The sequence below is a fragment of the Kitasatospora sp. NPDC048298 genome, from assembly GCF_043201465.1.
Lineage (GTDB): Bacteria > Actinomycetota > Actinomycetes > Streptomycetales > Streptomycetaceae > Kitasatospora.
The window spans coordinates 23952-38982 of sequence record NZ_JBICYZ010000018.1; the positions used below are offsets into that span (position 1 = coordinate 23952).

At 74.3% G+C, this 15031-nt stretch carries 14 protein-coding genes; 10 read left to right on the top strand and 4 right to left on the bottom strand.

Translation table 11 applies throughout. The features are described 5' to 3' along the window. The first annotated feature begins 15 nt into the window (after positions 1-15). From ACGF0D_RS16245 to ACGF0D_RS16280, 8 genes are all read left to right on the top strand, one after another. Positions 16-1125, top strand: a complete 1110-nt coding sequence (locus tag ACGF0D_RS16245; RefSeq protein ID WP_392916603.1) for an energy-coupling factor transporter transmembrane component T — start codon at positions 16-18, stop codon at positions 1123-1125. Next, the gene (locus tag ACGF0D_RS16250; protein ID WP_392916606.1) at positions 1122-2723 is read left to right on the top strand and encodes an ABC transporter ATP-binding protein; all 1602 of its coding nucleotides are present in this window, start codon (positions 1122-1124) and stop codon (positions 2721-2723) included. Before ACGF0D_RS16245 ends, ACGF0D_RS16250 begins: the two co-directional genes overlap by 4 nt. Further along, positions 2720-3556, top strand: a complete 837-nt coding sequence (locus ACGF0D_RS16255) for an ECF transporter S component (RefSeq protein ID WP_392869599.1) — start codon at positions 2720-2722, stop codon at positions 3554-3556. The genes ACGF0D_RS16250 and ACGF0D_RS16255 overlap by 4 nt, the downstream gene beginning before the upstream one ends. 307 nt (positions 3557-3863) lie before the next feature. Then, positions 3864-4277: an NUDIX hydrolase gene (locus ACGF0D_RS16260; protein WP_392916608.1), complete on the top strand. Its 414-nt coding sequence runs from the start codon at positions 3864-3866 to the stop codon at positions 4275-4277. Positions 4278-4346: 69 nt separating this feature from the next. Next, positions 4347-5921 (top strand): IS1182 family transposase, encoded by a 1575-nt coding sequence (locus ACGF0D_RS16265; RefSeq protein ID WP_392916768.1) that lies wholly within the window; start codon positions 4347-4349, stop codon positions 5919-5921. Positions 5922-6374: 453 nt separating this feature from the next. After that, positions 6375-7679 (top strand): hypothetical protein, encoded by a 1305-nt coding sequence (locus ACGF0D_RS16270; RefSeq protein ID WP_392916611.1) that lies wholly within the window; start codon positions 6375-6377, stop codon positions 7677-7679. Positions 7680-7756: 77 nt separating this feature from the next. Further along, positions 7757-7993 carry a hypothetical protein gene (locus tag ACGF0D_RS16275; protein ID WP_392916614.1) on the top strand — a complete coding sequence of 79 codons (237 nt, stop codon included), beginning with the start codon at positions 7757-7759 and terminating at the stop codon, positions 7991-7993. A 70-nt stretch (positions 7994-8063) separates the two neighbouring features. Next, the gene (locus ACGF0D_RS16280) at positions 8064-8933 is read left to right on the top strand and encodes a LysR family transcriptional regulator (RefSeq protein WP_392916617.1); all 870 of its coding nucleotides are present in this window, start codon (positions 8064-8066) and stop codon (positions 8931-8933) included. Between the two features lie 65 nt (positions 8934-8998). On the opposite strand, the gene ACGF0D_RS16285 is transcribed toward ACGF0D_RS16280, so the two are convergent. After that, positions 8999-9325: an antibiotic biosynthesis monooxygenase family protein gene (locus tag ACGF0D_RS16285; RefSeq protein ID WP_392869608.1), complete on the bottom strand. Its 327-nt coding sequence runs from the start codon at positions 9323-9325 to the stop codon at positions 8999-9001. 198 nt (positions 9326-9523) lie between these two features. Between ACGF0D_RS16285 and ACGF0D_RS16290 the strand changes: the two genes are divergently transcribed. Then, positions 9524-10000, top strand: coding sequence for a MarR family winged helix-turn-helix transcriptional regulator (locus ACGF0D_RS16290; protein ID WP_392916620.1), 477 nt, complete (start codon positions 9524-9526; stop codon positions 9998-10000). Positions 10001-10021: 21 nt separating this feature from the next. Here ACGF0D_RS16290 and ACGF0D_RS16295 read toward each other — a convergent pair whose 3' ends face one another. Together ACGF0D_RS16295 and ACGF0D_RS16300 are read right to left on the bottom strand one after the other, a co-directional pair. Then, on the bottom strand, positions 10022-10504 hold the full coding sequence (locus ACGF0D_RS16295) for a hypothetical protein (RefSeq protein ID WP_392916622.1): 483 nt from the start codon (positions 10502-10504) through the stop codon (positions 10022-10024). Positions 10505-10588: 84 nt separating this feature from the next. Further along, entirely contained in the window at positions 10589-12553 is a 1965-nt protein-coding gene (locus ACGF0D_RS16300) for an MFS transporter (RefSeq protein ID WP_392870087.1), read from the bottom strand. Between the two features lie 528 nt (positions 12554-13081). Here ACGF0D_RS16300 and ACGF0D_RS16305 point away from each other — a divergent pair. Then, positions 13082-14272 carry a peptidoglycan-binding protein gene (locus ACGF0D_RS16305; protein WP_392916625.1) on the top strand — a complete coding sequence of 397 codons (1191 nt, stop codon included), beginning with the start codon at positions 13082-13084 and terminating at the stop codon, positions 14270-14272. A gap of 56 nt (positions 14273-14328) precedes the next feature. Here ACGF0D_RS16305 and ACGF0D_RS16310 read toward each other — a convergent pair whose 3' ends face one another. Beyond that, on the bottom strand, positions 14329-14919 hold the full coding sequence (locus ACGF0D_RS16310) for a TMEM165/GDT1 family protein (RefSeq protein ID WP_392870090.1): 591 nt from the start codon (positions 14917-14919) through the stop codon (positions 14329-14331). Positions 14920-15031 lie beyond the last annotated feature (112 nt).

Below are 15031 nucleotides of genomic sequence, written 5' to 3' on the forward strand. Positions count from 1 at the left end.
ACTCAGGAAACCTCCGTGAGCAGCACCGCCGCCCGTAGCACCCGGCCGCCCACCGGCCCCCGTCAACTGCACCCCGGGGCCTGGTGGTTGTGGGCGCTCGGGCTGGGCGCGGCGGCGACCCGCACCACCAATCCGGCGATCCTGCTGCTGCTCACCGCCGTCGCCGGGTACGTGGTCGCGGCCCGGCGCGGCGATGCGCCGTGGTCGCGCTCGTACGGGGCGTTCCTGCGCCTGGGCCTGCTGGTACTGGGCATTCGGCTGGTGTTCGCGGTGTTCCTCGGTTCGCCGATCCCCGGCACCCACGTGCTGTTCACGCTGCCCGAACTCCCGCTGCCCGCCTGGGCGCAGGGCGTGCGGATCGGCGGACGGGTCACCGCCGAGGGGCTGCTCGCGGCGCTGTACGACGGGCTTCGGCTGGCGACCCTGCTGATCTGCGTCGGCGCCGCCAACTCCCTGGCCAGCCCGGCCCGCCTGCTGCGCACCCTGCCCGGCGCGCTCTACGAGGCGGGCGTCGCCGTCGTCGTGGCGATGACCTTCGCGCCGAACCTGATCGCGGACGTCCGCCGACTGCGTGCCGCCCGCCGGCTGCGCGGCCGCACCGACAAGGGCATCGCGGCCGTGCTGAGCGTCGGACTCCCGGTGCTGGAGGGCGCGTTGGAGCGGTCCATCGCGCTGGCCGCCGCGATGGACACCCGGGGCTTCGGCCGCACCGCCGACGTCCCGCGCCGGCTCGCCCGGGCGACGGCCGCGCTCACCCTGGCCGGACTGCTCGGGATCTGCCTGGCCGCGTACGGGCTGCTGACCGCCGACGGCGCGGGCTGGGCGCTGCCCGTCCTGGCGCTCGGCCTGGCCGCCGCCTTCGCCGGGCTGCTGCTCGGCAGCCGACGGTCCGTCCGGAACCGCTACCGGCCCGACCCCTGGGCCCTTCCCGAGTGGCTGACCGCCGGTTCCGGAGTGGCCGTGGCCGCCCTCACCACCTACCTGGCCGCGCAGGACCCGGCCGCGTTCGCCCCCACCGTCGTCCCGCCGACCGTCCCCGCGCTGCCCCTGGCCGCCGTGCTGGCCGTCCTGCTCGGCCTGGTACCGGCGTTCGCCGCCCCGATCCCGCCCCGGAGGGCATCGTGATCACCTTCGAGCAGGTCTCCGTCCGGTACGCGGACTCCGCCGCGCCCGTGCTGAACGGCGTCGACCTCACCGTCCCCGAGGGCGAACTCTGCCTGCTGGTGGGCCCGTCCGGCTCCGGCAAGTCCACCCTGCTGGGGACGGTCAGCGGCCTGGTGCCGCACTTCACCGGCGGGGTGCTGCACGGCCGGGTCACCGTCGACGGCCGGGACACCCGCGAGCACCGGCCGCGCGAACTCGCGGACCTGGTCGGCACGGTGGGGCAGGACCCGCTGGCGCACTTCGTCACCGACACGGTGGAGGACGAACTCGCCTACGGCATGGAGTCGCTGGGCCTGCCGGGCGACGTGATGCGCCGCCGGGTCGAGGAGACCCTCGACCTGCTCGGCCTCGCCGACCTGCGCGACCGCTCCCTGAACTCCCTGTCCGGCGGCCAGCAGCAGCGCGTCGCGATCGGCTCGGTGCTCACCGTGCACCCGCGCGTGCTGGTGCTGGACGAACCCACCTCGGCGCTCGACCCGGGCGCGGCCGAGGAGGTGCTGTCCGTCCTCCAGCGGCTGGTGCACGACCTCGGCACCACCGTGCTGATGGCCGAGCACCGGCTGGAGCGGGTCGTCCAGTACGCCGACCGGGTGCTGCTGCTCACCCCCGACGCCCCGCCCGTCCTCGGCGAACCCGCCGAGGTGATGGCGCACTCCCCGGTGCACCCGCCGGTGGTCGGCCTCGGCCGGCTCGCGGGCTGGCGGCCGCTGCCGCTGTCCGTCCGCGACGCCCGCCGCAAGGCCGCCCCGCTGCGCGCCGAACTGGACGGCCGCGGCCCGGCCCCCGCCTGCGCCCCGACCGCGTCCCCGCTGGCCGTGACCGACCGCCTCGCCGTCCGGCGCGGCCCCGTCCCGGCGCTGCGCGGCGTGGACCTCGCCCTCCACCCCGGCGAGATCACCGCCCTGATGGGCCGCAACGGCGCCGGCAAGTCCACCCTGCTGGGCAGCCTGGTCGGCCTGCACGCCCCCGCCTCCGGCAGCGTCCGGGTCGGCGGCCGCACTCCGCACCGCACCCGGCCCGCCGAGCTGATCCGCGAGGTCGGCCTCGTCCCGCAGGACCCGCGCGACCTGCTGTACGGCGAGTCCGTCGCCGCCGAGTGCGCCGCCGCCGACACCGACGCGGGCGCCGCCGCCGGCACCTGCCGCGCCCTGGTCGAGCGCCTGCTGCCCGGTATCGCCGACGACGCCCACCCGCGCGACCTCTCCGAGGGCCAGCGGCTCACCCTCGCCCTCGCCGTCGTCCTCACCGCCCGGCCCCCGCTGCTGCTCCTGGACGAGCCGACCCGCGGCCTCGACTACGCCGCCAAGGCCCGACTGGTGGAGATCCTGCGCTCGCTGGCGGTCGAGGGCCACGCCGTGCTGCTCGCCACCCACGACGTCGAACTGGCCGCCGAACTCGCCCACCGCACGGTGATCCTGGCCGAGGGCGAGATCGTCGCGGACGGCCCGACCCCGCAGGTGGTGGTCTCCTCCCCCGCCTTCGCCCCGCAGGTCGCCAAGGTGCTGGCGCCCGGGCCGTGGCTCACCGTGCGGCAGGTCGCGGAGGCACTGGGCGCATGAGCACTCGTCCCGTCCCGCTCGGGCGCCGGTCCGTCACGGCACTGCTGTCCGTCTCCTTCGTCGGCGTCGCCGCCTTCGGCTGGCCACTGCTCGCCTCCACCAGGTCGGCGCTGGTCGGCCACTCGGCGGACGCGCCCTGGCTGTTCGCGCTGCTGCTGCCGCTGCTCCTCGCCGTCGTCGTCGCCCAGATCTCCGAGGGCCGTACGGCGGGCGGCGGGGCGCCCGGGCTGGACGCCAAGTCCGTGGCCCTGCTGGGGGTGTTGGCGGCGGCGGGCGCGGCCCTGCGGCCGCTCGGCGCGGGCACGGCCGGACTGGAGCCGATGTTCTTCCTGATGGTGCTGTCCGGGCGGGTGCTCGGTCCTGGCTTCGGCTTCGTGCTCGGCTCGCTGTCGATGTTCGCCTCCGCGCTGCTCACGGGTGGGGTCGGGCCGTGGCTGCCGTTCCAGATGCTCGCCATGGGCTGGGTGTGCCTGGGCGCGGGCCTGCTGCCGGGGGCCTCTTCCCTGCGTGGCCGCCGTGAACTCCTGCTGCTCGCCGGGTACGGAGCCGTCGCGTCCCTGCTGTACGGCACGATCATGAACCTCCAGGGCTGGCCGTACATCGGCGGCCTGGCCGGCTCCATCTCCTTCGTGCCGGGCGACGCGCTGCCCGCCAACCTGGTCCGCTTCGCGGCGTACTGCCTGACCACGTCCCTGGGGTGGGACCTTCCCCGGGCTGCCTTGACCGTCGTCCTGTGCCTGACCCTCGGCACCCCCGTCCTGCGCGCCCTGCGCCGCACGACCCGCCGCGCCGCCTTCGACGCCCCGGTCGCCTTCCACCCGCCGGAGCGCTGACGGCGGCACGCTCCGCACACCTGCCCCGCCCCGGCGACGGGCCGCCCGCACATCCCGGCCCGCCCGGGGCACTCGTGCCGGCGCACCTCGCCGCGTCACCCTGGTGCGCGAGCTCGCACCGGCCTTCAAGCCCTGTGCCCGGGTCGACGGCGTGCCCGAGTTCCCGGAACGGCTGCGCGGCGTCCGAGCGCACCTCGCCCGGACGACCGCGGCCACGACACGCGGCCGGTGGAGGCCTGCCGACCGGGGCCGTGAGCGCGGGCCAGGATGGCGTCGACACCGACGCCGTCCCCCGAGGAGCAGAGCGATGACCGAGCAGGAATCCGGGCAACTCCCCGCCGTCGCCGTCGCGATCGTCGTCAAGGACGGCCGGGTGCTGATGGTGCGGCGGCGGGTCGCCGAGGGCGAGTTGTCCTGGCAGTTCCCGGCCGGGGAGGTCGAGCCGAACGAGTCCCCCGAGGAGGCGGCCGTCCGGGAGACCGCCGAGGAGACCGGCCTGCACGTGGCGGCGGCGAAGGTGCTCGGCGAGCGGGTGCATCCGCAGAGCGGGCGGCGGATGTCGTACACGGCCTGCGAGGTGGTCGGCGGCACCGCCAGGGTGGCGGACTCGGACGAACTGGACCGGGTGGTGTGGGCCTCGCACGCCGAGCTGGCCGAGTACGTGCCGTTCCCGATGTTCCCGCCGGTGCGGGAGTACCTGGAAGGCCTGCTCGCGGGCTAGAAGGCTGATGAAGATGTTGGGTTCTGGCCCCACCGTATGGGCGGTGGGGCCAGACTCGTGTCTGTGGCGATGGGGGAATGGGTCGGGGAGACGGTCGGGCCGGATGTGTGGGAGACGTGCCGGGAGTTGATCCCGGCGGGGAGTGTGTTCGCGTTCCTGGCCGAACATCGGGGCCGGCTGTTCCCAGCGGTGATGTTCGCGGACATGTATCCCTCGGCGAACGGCCGGCCGAGCATGCCGCCGCAGATCCTGGCCGCGGCGGTCACCCTGCAGGCCCTGCACGGCCTGTCCGATTTCGAGACGGTCCAGGAACTGCGGTGCGACCTGCGGTGGAAGGCCGCCTGCGGACTGGGCTTGCACGACACCGCGTTCGACCCGTCCCTGCTGTCCTACTTCCGCCGTCGGCTGGCCCGCTCGACGCGTCCGGACCGGGTCTTCGAGGCCGTGCGGGAGGTCGTGAACGCGACCGGCGTGCTCAAGGGCCGCCAGAGGCGGGCCCTGGACTCGACCGTGCTGGACGACGCGGTCGCCACCCAGGACACCGTCACCCAGCTGATCGCCGCCGTCCGTTCGGTGGTCCGTGAGGTCCCCGGCGCCGACCGGGTGGCGGCCGTCCACTGCACGGCGCACGACTACGGCGATCCGGGCAAGCCCCGGATCGTCTGGAACGACGAGCGGGCCCGGGCCGACCTGGTGGACGCCCTGGTCGGTGACGCGCTGCGGCTGCTCGGGCACCTGCCCGAGCAGCCGCTGGGCGAGAAGGCCGCGAACGCGGTCGGCCTCCTGGCCCTGGTCGCCGGGCAGGACGTCGAACCCGCCGACGGCTCCGACGGCCGCGACGGACGCTGGCGCATCACCCGCGGCACCGCCCCCGACCGCGTCGTCTCCACCGTCGACCCCGAGGCCCGCCACGTCCACAAAACCCGTACCCACCGCCAGGACGGATACAAGGCCCACCTCGCCATCGAGCCCGAGACCACGATCTACACCGACGTCGAGCTGACCCCCGGCAACGGTGGCGAGCACCACGAGGCCCAGGTCGCCCTCGACTTGCTCGCCGACGAGCCTGAACCGGTGGACGCGTTCGGCGACACCGCCTACTCCACGGGGCCGACCCGCAGGGCCCTGCGGGAAGCAGGGCGCCGGCTGTTCCTCAAACCCGCCCCCCTGACGACCGCCGTCCCGGGCGGTTTCGGCCTCGATGACTTCGCCATCGACACCGCGGTCGGCACAGCGACCTGCCCCGCCGGTCACACCGTCGCCTTGTCCGCACCGTCCGGCCGACACATGCAGCGCAAGGCGGTCTTCACCGGCCAGTGCACCGGCTGTCCCCTACGCGAACGGTGCAGCCGGGCCAAGGCGGGCCGGATCGTCACCATCCGCCCCGACCACGACCTCATGTCCCAAGCCCGCCAGGCGGCGAGCACACCCGACTGGCAAGCCACCTACCGCCGCTGGCGCCCACCCGTGGAACGCGCCGTCGCCTGGCTCGTCGGCCACGGCAACCGCCGCCTGCGCTATCGGGGAACGATCAAGAACAACGCCTGGCTCCACACCCGCGCCGCAGCCCTCAACCTCCGGACCCTGATCAACCTCGGACTCACTCACAACGGGACCACCTGGCAGATCGGGGCTGCCGCCTGACGGCGGCAGCCCCGATCACACCAAGATCTTCATCAGGCTTCTAGGGCCTGTCTCTTGGATTTTGTCGGATCAGGGCGCGGCGTTGGGGTGCGTGCATCGCAAGGCGGAGGAGGGAGCCACTGCGGTGGGGGCACCTCCCGGCCGAAGGCTGGGGGCCATTGGCGACCGACGACAACGCCGCGAGGTGCGTGCCCCGGCGTCGCGGACCCGGCAAGGATCCAAGAGACAGGCCCTAGGGGCCCGCTGGTGGCAGACGAACCCGCGCGGGAGGTCGGCCCGCCCGACTTCCCGACCTCTCGCGAGCCGCTCCGCGGAACCGCGTCGCCGATGTCCGGAACTCGTTCCGGCTGTGGGGGCGTTCGGGTTGGAGACCCTCGTGCCCCGCCCCGGAAGGAAGCGCGTGACAACCACCTGCGGAGCCCCGTCCGACCTCGCCGTGCCAGGAGCACGCGCATGAGGCGGGATCCGGTCACCGACGAGACGGTCGCCCGCCTCCGGGTCCAGGCCCGCACCGACCCCGCCTCGGGCCTGCCCGCACTGGCCGCGGCTCTGCGGGGCCGGATCTACGGCTCTCCCAGGCCCCGTCCCGAGGACGCTGTCCCGTTCCTGGAGGAGTCGGCCGAGATCTACCGCACCCTGGTCGCCGACGGCGGCACCGAACACCTGGCCGCCGCCTCCCACGCCCTGTCCTCCCTCGCGCTGGAGTACTCCATCGTCCACGCCGACGACCTCGCCCTCGTCGCCCGGCAGGAGGCGGCCGACCTCGCCCGGCGCGCCGAAGTGGTCCGGCCGGTACCGGACCTCGGGCGGGCCGCCGTCATGCGCGCCGACCTGGCCCACGGCCTCGCCGAGGCGGGACGGTTCGACGAAGCCGTGGACGCCGCCCGCGCGGTGGCCGACCGCTCCCGGGCGGTGACCGAGCAGGGCGGAAGCGACCTGACGTGGCGGCTGCTCGACCTCACGCTGCTGCTCCGCCTCGCGGACCGCACCGAGGAGGCCGTGGCCGTCGAACACGAGGCCCTCGCCTGGCAGCGCGACGGCCGCGCGGAACTCAGGGCGCTGCGGGCCGCCGGTGCCGCGCTGTGGTTCGCCGACCTCGGCGACCCCGGGCGGGCCCACCACCTGCTCGCGGAGGCCGTCCGCTCCTGCGAGCGCCTGCCCGCCCGTGGCGGCACCGCCGACTTCGGCTTCAACGAAGGCCTGCGGAGCGCCTTGTTCGCCCGCTCCGGCGTACGGGACGAACAGGCCGCGGCCGACGCCCCGGACCAGCTCGCGCTCGGTGTCGACCCGCGCCAACGCCTCCAGCCGGTGCTGGGTCTGAGCCTCCACCACTGGTCCTTCAGCCTGCGCGCGTCCTTCGAGGACGGACTGGGCGTCCTCGTACGGGCCGTCGAGGCCATCACCGGCACGCCCGAGGCCTCCTGCCCGCCGGACGAGGTCTGCGCGCCCGCGCACACCGACGGCCCGGCGCCCCTGCCGGACGACCGCGACCTGCTCGTCACCCTCGGCACCCTCACCCGGCGGCTCGACCTGCGCCGGGCGGTCCTGGGGGACCACCCGACCTGCTACGCCCACCTCACGCTCCCCCGGCTGCGGCGGAGCGTCGAGATCGAACGCCGCCTCCACGCGACGGACCCCGCCGACGGCACCCGGCGCCTGGTCAGGGCACTCACCGACCTGGCCATGGCCCAACTCGTCCACGGCGACAACGCCGACGCGACCGGCACCCTGCACGAGGCCCACGCGCTCGCCGGCTGAACGGAGCAGTCAGCCCCCGATGTCCGTACGGGCGCCGAACTTCCCTCCCCGGGACGCCAGTTCCACGATCAGCGCCGGTGGCCCGCCTGCTCGCCACCGGTGTGGCGCCCTGGGGCCCGGTGGCGACGACCGAGCCCACCCGGGTCAACGGGCACCCGGCGCCGATCCTGCGGATCGACGGGGAGTTCGACCCGGTGGTGGCGATGCGCCTCGACGAGGGGCGGATCACCGGCATCCACTCGGTGCGCAACGCGGAGAAGCCGACCCACATGGACCGGGAGATGCCGGTGACCCTCTCGCCGGTGACCCTCTGAGGCCCCTCCACACCGCCGTCCCCCGTACGCTGTCCCGCAGCACCGGGAGCGAGGGCGTTCGGGGGAGCCAGTGGAACTACGTCAGTTGCGCGTCTTCGAGGCCGTCGTCACCCACCGCACCGTCAGCGGCGCGGCCGTGGCCCTCGGGCTCGCCCCGTCCTCCGTCGCCGAGCAGGTCCACACCCTCGAACGCAGCCTCGGCACCGAACTGTTCGACCGGGCCAGGCGCGACCTGGTCCTCACCTCCGCCGGGGAGCGGCTGCTGCCCTGGTCCCGCCGGCTCCTCGCCCAGGCCGAACAGGCCCGCCGCGAGGTCGTCGTCGCCCGGACCCGCCTGCGCCTCGGCGTCCTCTCGGCCGTCACCGCCGCCCAGCTCCCGGCCGTCCTGGCCCGCCTCACCGGCCACCGGCCCGACCTGGACGTGTCCCTGCGCACCGACACCACCCGGGACGTCCTGCTCGACGGCGTCGCGGCCGGAGCCCTGGACGCGGCCCTCGTCCTCGACGCCCCCGGCCCGCTCGGCACCCTCGGCTTCCACCTGCCGCCCGCCCCGCTCGACCACGTCGACCTCCAGGACGTCCCCCTCGCCCTGGTCGCCGCCCCCACCCATCCGCTCGCCCGCGCCACCGCCCTCACCGGCGAGGACCTCCACGGCCACCGCCTCCTGGTCGGCTCCCCCGGCTGCTCCTACCGCCTCGCCGGCGAGCACCTCCTCGGCCGGCACGTCCGCCGCCTCCACACCGGCGCCGTCCCCGCCACCCGCGCCTGCGCCGCCCAGGGTCTCGGCATCGCCCTGCTCCCCACTCACGCCGTCCACGACCATCTCGCCACCGGCGCCCTCGTCCGCCTCCCCCTCGACCCCCCGCCCCTCCACCTGCGCCTCCTCTGGCCCGCCGACCACACCCCCCTCCCCGGCCTCCGCGCCACGGCCGGCCGCTAGCCGGGGCCGCGAAGCACTCCGGGCCCCTCCCCGTCGAGGGGAGGGGCCCGGCGGAACGGGGCGGCTCAGGCGTTCTTGGGGCCCGCGGACTGGACGACCTCGAAGGACCAGAGGGTGGAGCCGGTGGCGGCGGGGCGCTTGGGGGCCTCGTCGGAGGGGCCGTTCTGGTGGGCGGACTTCATCGGGCCCTCCATCCAGGCCTTGAAGTCCTCCTCGCTGCGCCAGCGGGTGTAGACGAGGTACTGGTCGGTGCCCTCGACGGGGCGGAGGAGTTCGAACCACTCGAAGCCGTCCGAGTTCTCCACCGCGCCGGCCCGGGAGGCGAAGCGCTGCTCCAGCACCTCGCGCTGCTCGGCCGGCACCGTCAGGACGTTGATCTTCACGACGGACATGGGGGCTCCTTGCTGCTCCGCCGGCGCGCTGGTGCGGCCGCCGGTGCGGTGACGGGGACTGCCTACGGGAGCAGTCTGCTACACCTCACGGCCGGGCGGGCCGTGGGCCGTCAAAGGCGTGGACGGGGGCCGGCACGGCGAAGGAACCCCCTAGGGTGGACAATGACGTTGTCCATATGGTCAATGAGGTTGTCTATCGTGCCAAGTGAACCGCCCCCGCCGGGTTTTGAGCTGCCGCTGCGCCTGCTGCTCGCCTTCCGGACGATCACCGACGAGCTGCACGAGCGCATCACCCGCGAGGGCCATCCCGACCTGCGCCCGATGCACGGCTTCGTCTTCCAGGCGATCGGCCCGCAGGGCACCACCGCCTCCGAACTCGGCCGCCGCCTCGGCGTCACCAAACAGGCGGCGGGCAAGACCGTCGACAACCTGGAGCAGCTCGGCTACGTCGAGCGCGCCGCCGACCCGGCCGACACCCGGCGCAAGGTGGTCCGGCTCACCGAGCGCGGGATGGACTGCCTGCTCCGCTCGGCCCGGATCTTCGACGAGCTGCGCGAGGAGTGGTCGGAAGTCCTCGGCGAGGAGCAGCTGAGACTGCTGGAGGACGGCCTGCGCCGGCTCGCCCCCGGCGACCCGTTCCGCCTCGACACCCCGCCCTGGTTCGGCACGCCGTAGGGCCGAACGCCCCCGGCGGATTCAGGACCCGGGCATTCCCCGGGTCGCGAGGGTCTGGTTCTTGTACGCCTTCACGCCGGTGACCTCGGCGCCGAACCACTCCGGCGCCGAGAACGCCGCCGCCTGCGCCTCGGAGCCGAACTCGACCTCGACGGTGCGCAGTCCGGCCAACTCCCCCTGGTAGACGTCCGCGTAGACGGTGACGCCGGAGGCCTCGAAGGTGTACCGGTCCTTGACCAGCCGGGCGCCCTCGGTGGCCGGCCAGAGCTCGGTGAACTCCTGCTCCCCCAGCTCGCGTTCCACCTCGATCCGGACGGGAGAACCCTCCGCGGAGGAGGCGCTCCGCTTGACGCCGAGGACGCGGCTGCCGCCGATCCGCCGCAGCCGCACCTCCGTCCCGTCGTCCCTGATCGCGATGTACCCCTGCTCGATGTGCTGCCGCACCGCCGTCTGCGGCGGCTCGAAGGCGCTCAGCAGGAACTTGCGCTCGATCTCGAACGGCATGCCGCACCACCCTTCCCCATCACGCCGAACGGGCCGTCAAGCCGTCGAGCCATTGGACCGTCGAGCCATCGGACCGTCGGACCATCAGAACGACCGCCCCTCCCCACGGTACGGCCCCTGCGGCCCCGACGGGTCCGGCCGGTCCCGCAGGTCCGCGCACAGCGAGGAGCTGAGCCGGTTCAGCACCCCCGCGATCTCGGCGTGCCGCTGCTCGTCCCAGTCCCCCAGCAGTTCGGCGAGCTGGGTGCGCCGGGCGGCCACCAGCCGCAGGGCCGTCTCCTCGCCCGACTCGGTGAGCCGCAGCGGCAGCCCGCCGGACCGCGCCGCCAGCCCCCGGCCCTCCACCTCCCGGACGGCCTCCTCGACGGTGGCGATCGGGACGACCCGCGCCTCGGCCAGTTCGGCCGGCTCGACCGAGCCGTGCTGGTGGATCTGGAGGAGCAGCCAGCTGGAGGCGGGCAGCAGGTCCAGCCCGGCGGTCTCGGTGATCCGCCGGAAGAGGTCGCGCCGGGCCTCCCGGCTGTTCAGCACCGACAGGGCGCGGGCGATCTCGTCCAGCGAGCTGCGCTCCACGGGGTTGATCCCGATGGACTCGCCGAGGTCGGGGGCGGTGACGGTGGAGCGCAGCTTCTGTTCGCGCAGGAACAGCGACAGCACGAAGGCGACCACCGCGACCGGCACCGCGTACAGGAACACCCGGGTGATCGACTCGGCGTACGCGTGGTAGACCCCCGGCTGGACGGCGGCCGGCAGCTGGGGGATGACCCGCGGGTCGGCGGTGATGACCTCCGGCCGGAAGCCGGGCGGCAGCGGCACCCCGGCCAGCGCGTCGGCGAGCCGGCTGCGCAGTCCGCTCGCGAAGACCGTCCCGAAGATGGAGACGCCGAAGGAGGCCCCGATGGAGCGGAAGAAGGTGGCGCCCGCGGTGGCCACGCCGAGGTCCTCGTAGCCGACCGAGTTCTGCACGATCAGCACCAGCACCTGCATCACCAGGCCCAGCCCGAGGCCGAAGACCAGGAAGTAGAGGCTCATCTCGGCGGTGCTGCTGTGCTCGTCCAGCCGGGAGAGCAGCAGCAGTCCGACGGTGGTCACGGCCGTCCCGACGATCGGGAAGATCCGGTAGTGGCCGGTGCGGGCGACGATCTGGCCGGAGCCGATCGAGGTGAGCAGCATGCCGAGCACCATCGGCAGCATGTGGATGCCGGACAGGGTGGGCGAGACCTGCTGGACCACCTGGAGGAAGGTCGGCAGGTAGGTCAGCGCGCCGAACATCGCGAAGCCGACCACGAAGGAGATCACCGCGACCAGGCTGAACGTCCGCGAGCGGAACAGCCGCAGCGGCAGCACCGGTTCCACCGCCGTCCGCTCGACCAGGACGAAGGCGAGCAGCAGCACCAGCCCGAGCACACCGAGGCCCACGATCTGCCAGGACGTCCAGGCCCAGGTGGTCCCGCCGAGCGAGGTCATCAGCACCAGGCAGGTGGCGACGGCGGCGATCAGGACGGTGCCGAGGTAGTCGATCCGGTGCTCGCGCCGGACCTCCAGCCCGTGCAGCACCGTCGCGATCACCACCAGGGCGACGATGCCGATCGGCAGGTTGATGTAGAAGACCCAGCGCCAGCTGAGGTGGTCGACGAACAGTCCGCCGAGCAGCGGCCCGAGCACGCTGGTGACGCCGAACACGGCGCCGAACAGGCCCTGGTAGCGGCCGCGGTCCCGGGGCGCGACGAGGTCGCCGACGATCGCCTGGGAGAGCACGATCAGCCCGCCGCCGCCCAGGCCCTGGAGGGCGCGGAAGGCGATCAGCTCGCCCATGTTCTGGGCGATACCGCACAGCACCGAGCCGAGCAGGAAGATCACGATGGAGGCCTGGAAGAAGCGCTTCCGGCCGTACATGTCGCCGAGCTTGCCCCACAGCGGGGTCGCGGCGGTGGAGGCCAGCAGGTAGGCGGTGACCACCCAGGAGAGGTGTTCGAGGCCGCCGAGGTCGCTGACGATGGTCGGCAGCGCGGTGGAGACGATGGTCTGGTCGAGCGCGGCGAGCAGCATCGCCAGCAGCAGGGCGCCGATCGGCACCCAGACGTTGTGCACGGTGACCGCCGGCGGGCCCGGCTCGCCCGCCGGGCTCCGGTCGGACGCGGTGCTCGGCTCCGTCACGGCGTCTCCGCGGGCGTCACGGCGTCTCCGTGGGCATGGCGTCTCCATGGGGTCGCGGCCCGTCGGCCGGGCCGTGCGGATGATCACTCCCAGCTGACCACGCTGGTCGTTTCGTCCCGATTCGTTCCGTCGGTGTGAGCCGAGCGTAAGCGCCGGGGACAACCGCCGCGCTCCGGGCGTTCCCCGAAGGGCCGACCGGCACCAACCGGCACAACACCCCGCCGAGGGACGGACGCCCCTGTCCACCCCTCGGACGGTCCTGCATAATCAGGCGCGTCCGCGCGCCGCCCGGGTCCGCCCGGAGCGTGCTCGGGACGACCGGACGCCGGCCGGCCGACCGACCGGCGGACGACCCGAACGACCCGAACGACCCGAACGACCGCCCACGAAAGTCGACGCGAAACCGAGGAGGACCGGCCGATGCCGGACCAGCACTGCCCGACGTGCGGCACCGCACGCTCCACCGGGTGCAGCTGCGTCCCGGACCCGAGCCTCACCGAGACCGCCGTCCTGCCCTACCTGGAGGGCCCGCCGCTGGTCCGCCCGTACGTCCCGCGGACGGCCGACCAGGTGGCCGACGAGGCCCACCCGGGCACCCCGGTGGTCGACCCGTTCGCGACCACGGTGCTGCCGCCGGTGCCCCCGGGGCAGCCCGCCGCGCCCGGGTCGCCGGTCGTTCCCCCGCTGGGACCGGACGCGGACGCGTACGCCACCACGGTGCTGCCGCCGGTCGGCCCGGGACAGGCGCCGTACGGTCCGGACGGGGCCTACCCGGACGCGTGCGCCACCACCGTGCTGCCGCCGGTCCCGCCGGCCGGGCCGGGCGGGTACCCGGCGGCGGCCGCGCAGCCGCGGACACCGGCTTCGGCGCCGGACGGGAACGAGATCGGCCTCTTCCCCTTCGGGCAGGCCCAGGACTTCCGGCAGGGCCCGGCCGGGCCCGGCCCGGAGGCGGGCGGCCGAGCCGCCCGACGGGCGGCCGAGCAGGCCGGGCGCCGCCCGCTCGCCCAGCGCAAGGGGCTGCTCGCCGGGGTCGGCGCCGCCCTGGTGGCGCTCACCATCGGCGTCGCGTACGCGGTGACGCCCTCCGCCGAGCCGCCGGCCAAGCAGGCGCAGCCGCTGCCGACGACCACCCTGGCGCCCGCGCCGGTGGACCCGCCGACCCTGGCCGCGCCCGCCCCGAGCACGCCGCCGACCAGCGAGGCGCCGAGCCCGACGCCCACCCCCACCCCCACCCCCACCCGCAAGCCGAGCCCGACGAAGACGGCCACCCCGCCGCCGGTCGCGACGCCGACCGTCGATGCCCCGGCCGCTCCCCCGGTCCCGGCCCCCACGCCGACCGCGCCCCCCGTCCCGACCCCGACGCCCGCCGTCACTCCGACCCCGCGGATCCTGCAGTACGGAATGAGCGGCCCCGACGTCACCGCTCTCCAGCAGAAGCTCGCCGCCGCCGTCAGCTGCTTCGCGTCCATACCGGTGACCGGGGTCTACGACGACACCACCGTGAACACCGTCGACTACGTCCAGTGGAGGTGGAACGTCAAGGGCGACAAGCGGGGCGTCTTCGGCCCCAACACCAGCGCGGCCCTGGACAAGCACACCTCCTGCTGACGGCGGAGCGTCAGCAGGAGGTGTGCACGGGAATCAGCCGGCGCTTGGCCCGGGGATCAGCCGGTGATCGCCCCGAAGAGGCTGTACCCCGCCAGCGCCACCATGATCGCTGCCGCCACCCGGATGATCAGCTTCATCGGCACGTACTTGAGCAGCTTCTGCCCGCCGACGATGGCGATCCCGCCGACCGCGCACAGCGCCAGCCAGGAGCCGATGCCGACGGCCAGCGGATCGGCGTACTTGGCGGCCAGGTTGGCGGTCATGATCTGGGTCAGGTCGCCGAACTCGGCGATCGCGACGACCACGAAGCTGGCCCCGGCCACCTTCCAGAAGCTGTTCGAGGACGGCTCCTTGGCCGCGTGCCCGTCCTCGTCGTCGCCCCCGCCGTGGAACAGCAGCATCGCCGCGCCGACCAGGAACAGCACGCCGGTGACGCCCTCCACCCAGCGGTGCGGCAGCAGCGAGAGCAGGTGCCCGGCGACGAGTGCGATGCCCACCTGGAGGGCGAAGGCGGCGGCGATGCCCGCGAAGACGTAGCTCGCGCGGTACTTCGTGCCGAGCACGAGGCTGGCCAGCGCGGTCTTGTCCGGTAGTTCGGCCAGGAAGATGATGCCGAAGGTCAACGCGGCAACGGTGATACTCATCAGGAGTTCCTCGGTCGGGCTGCCCGGCCTCCGCAGGTCCGTCAGGGGACGCTTCGGCCCGACAGCACTGGTCATGGTCACAGCACTGCGGCCGAAGGTCTCGCCGACAACGCCC

Excerpts from the sequence above, each read along its gene's own strand:
- ACGF0D_RS16285 (WP_392869608.1), bottom strand. The coding sequence starts at position 9,325 with ATGTCCGTCGTGAAGATCAACGTCCTGACGGTGCCGGCCGAGCAGCGC.
- ACGF0D_RS16305 (WP_392916625.1), top strand. The coding sequence starts at position 13,082 with ATGCCGGACCAGCACTGCCCGACGTGCGGCACCGCACGCTCCACCGGG.
- ACGF0D_RS16295 (WP_392916622.1), bottom strand. The coding sequence starts at position 10,504 with ATGCCGTTCGAGATCGAGCGCAAGTTCCTGCTGAGCGCCTTCGAGCCG.
- ACGF0D_RS16300 (WP_392870087.1), bottom strand. The coding sequence starts at position 12,553 with ATGCTGCTCGCCGCGCTCGACCAGACCATCGTCTCCACCGCGCTGCCG.
- ACGF0D_RS16265 (WP_392916768.1), top strand. The coding sequence starts at position 4,347 with ATGGGGGAATGGGTCGGGGAGACGGTCGGGCCGGATGTGTGGGAGACG.
- ACGF0D_RS16260 (WP_392916608.1), top strand. The coding sequence starts at position 3,864 with ATGACCGAGCAGGAATCCGGGCAACTCCCCGCCGTCGCCGTCGCGATC.
- ACGF0D_RS16270 (WP_392916611.1), top strand. The coding sequence starts at position 6,375 with ATGAGGCGGGATCCGGTCACCGACGAGACGGTCGCCCGCCTCCGGGTC.
- ACGF0D_RS16255 (WP_392869599.1), top strand. The coding sequence starts at position 2,720 with ATGAGCACTCGTCCCGTCCCGCTCGGGCGCCGGTCCGTCACGGCACTG.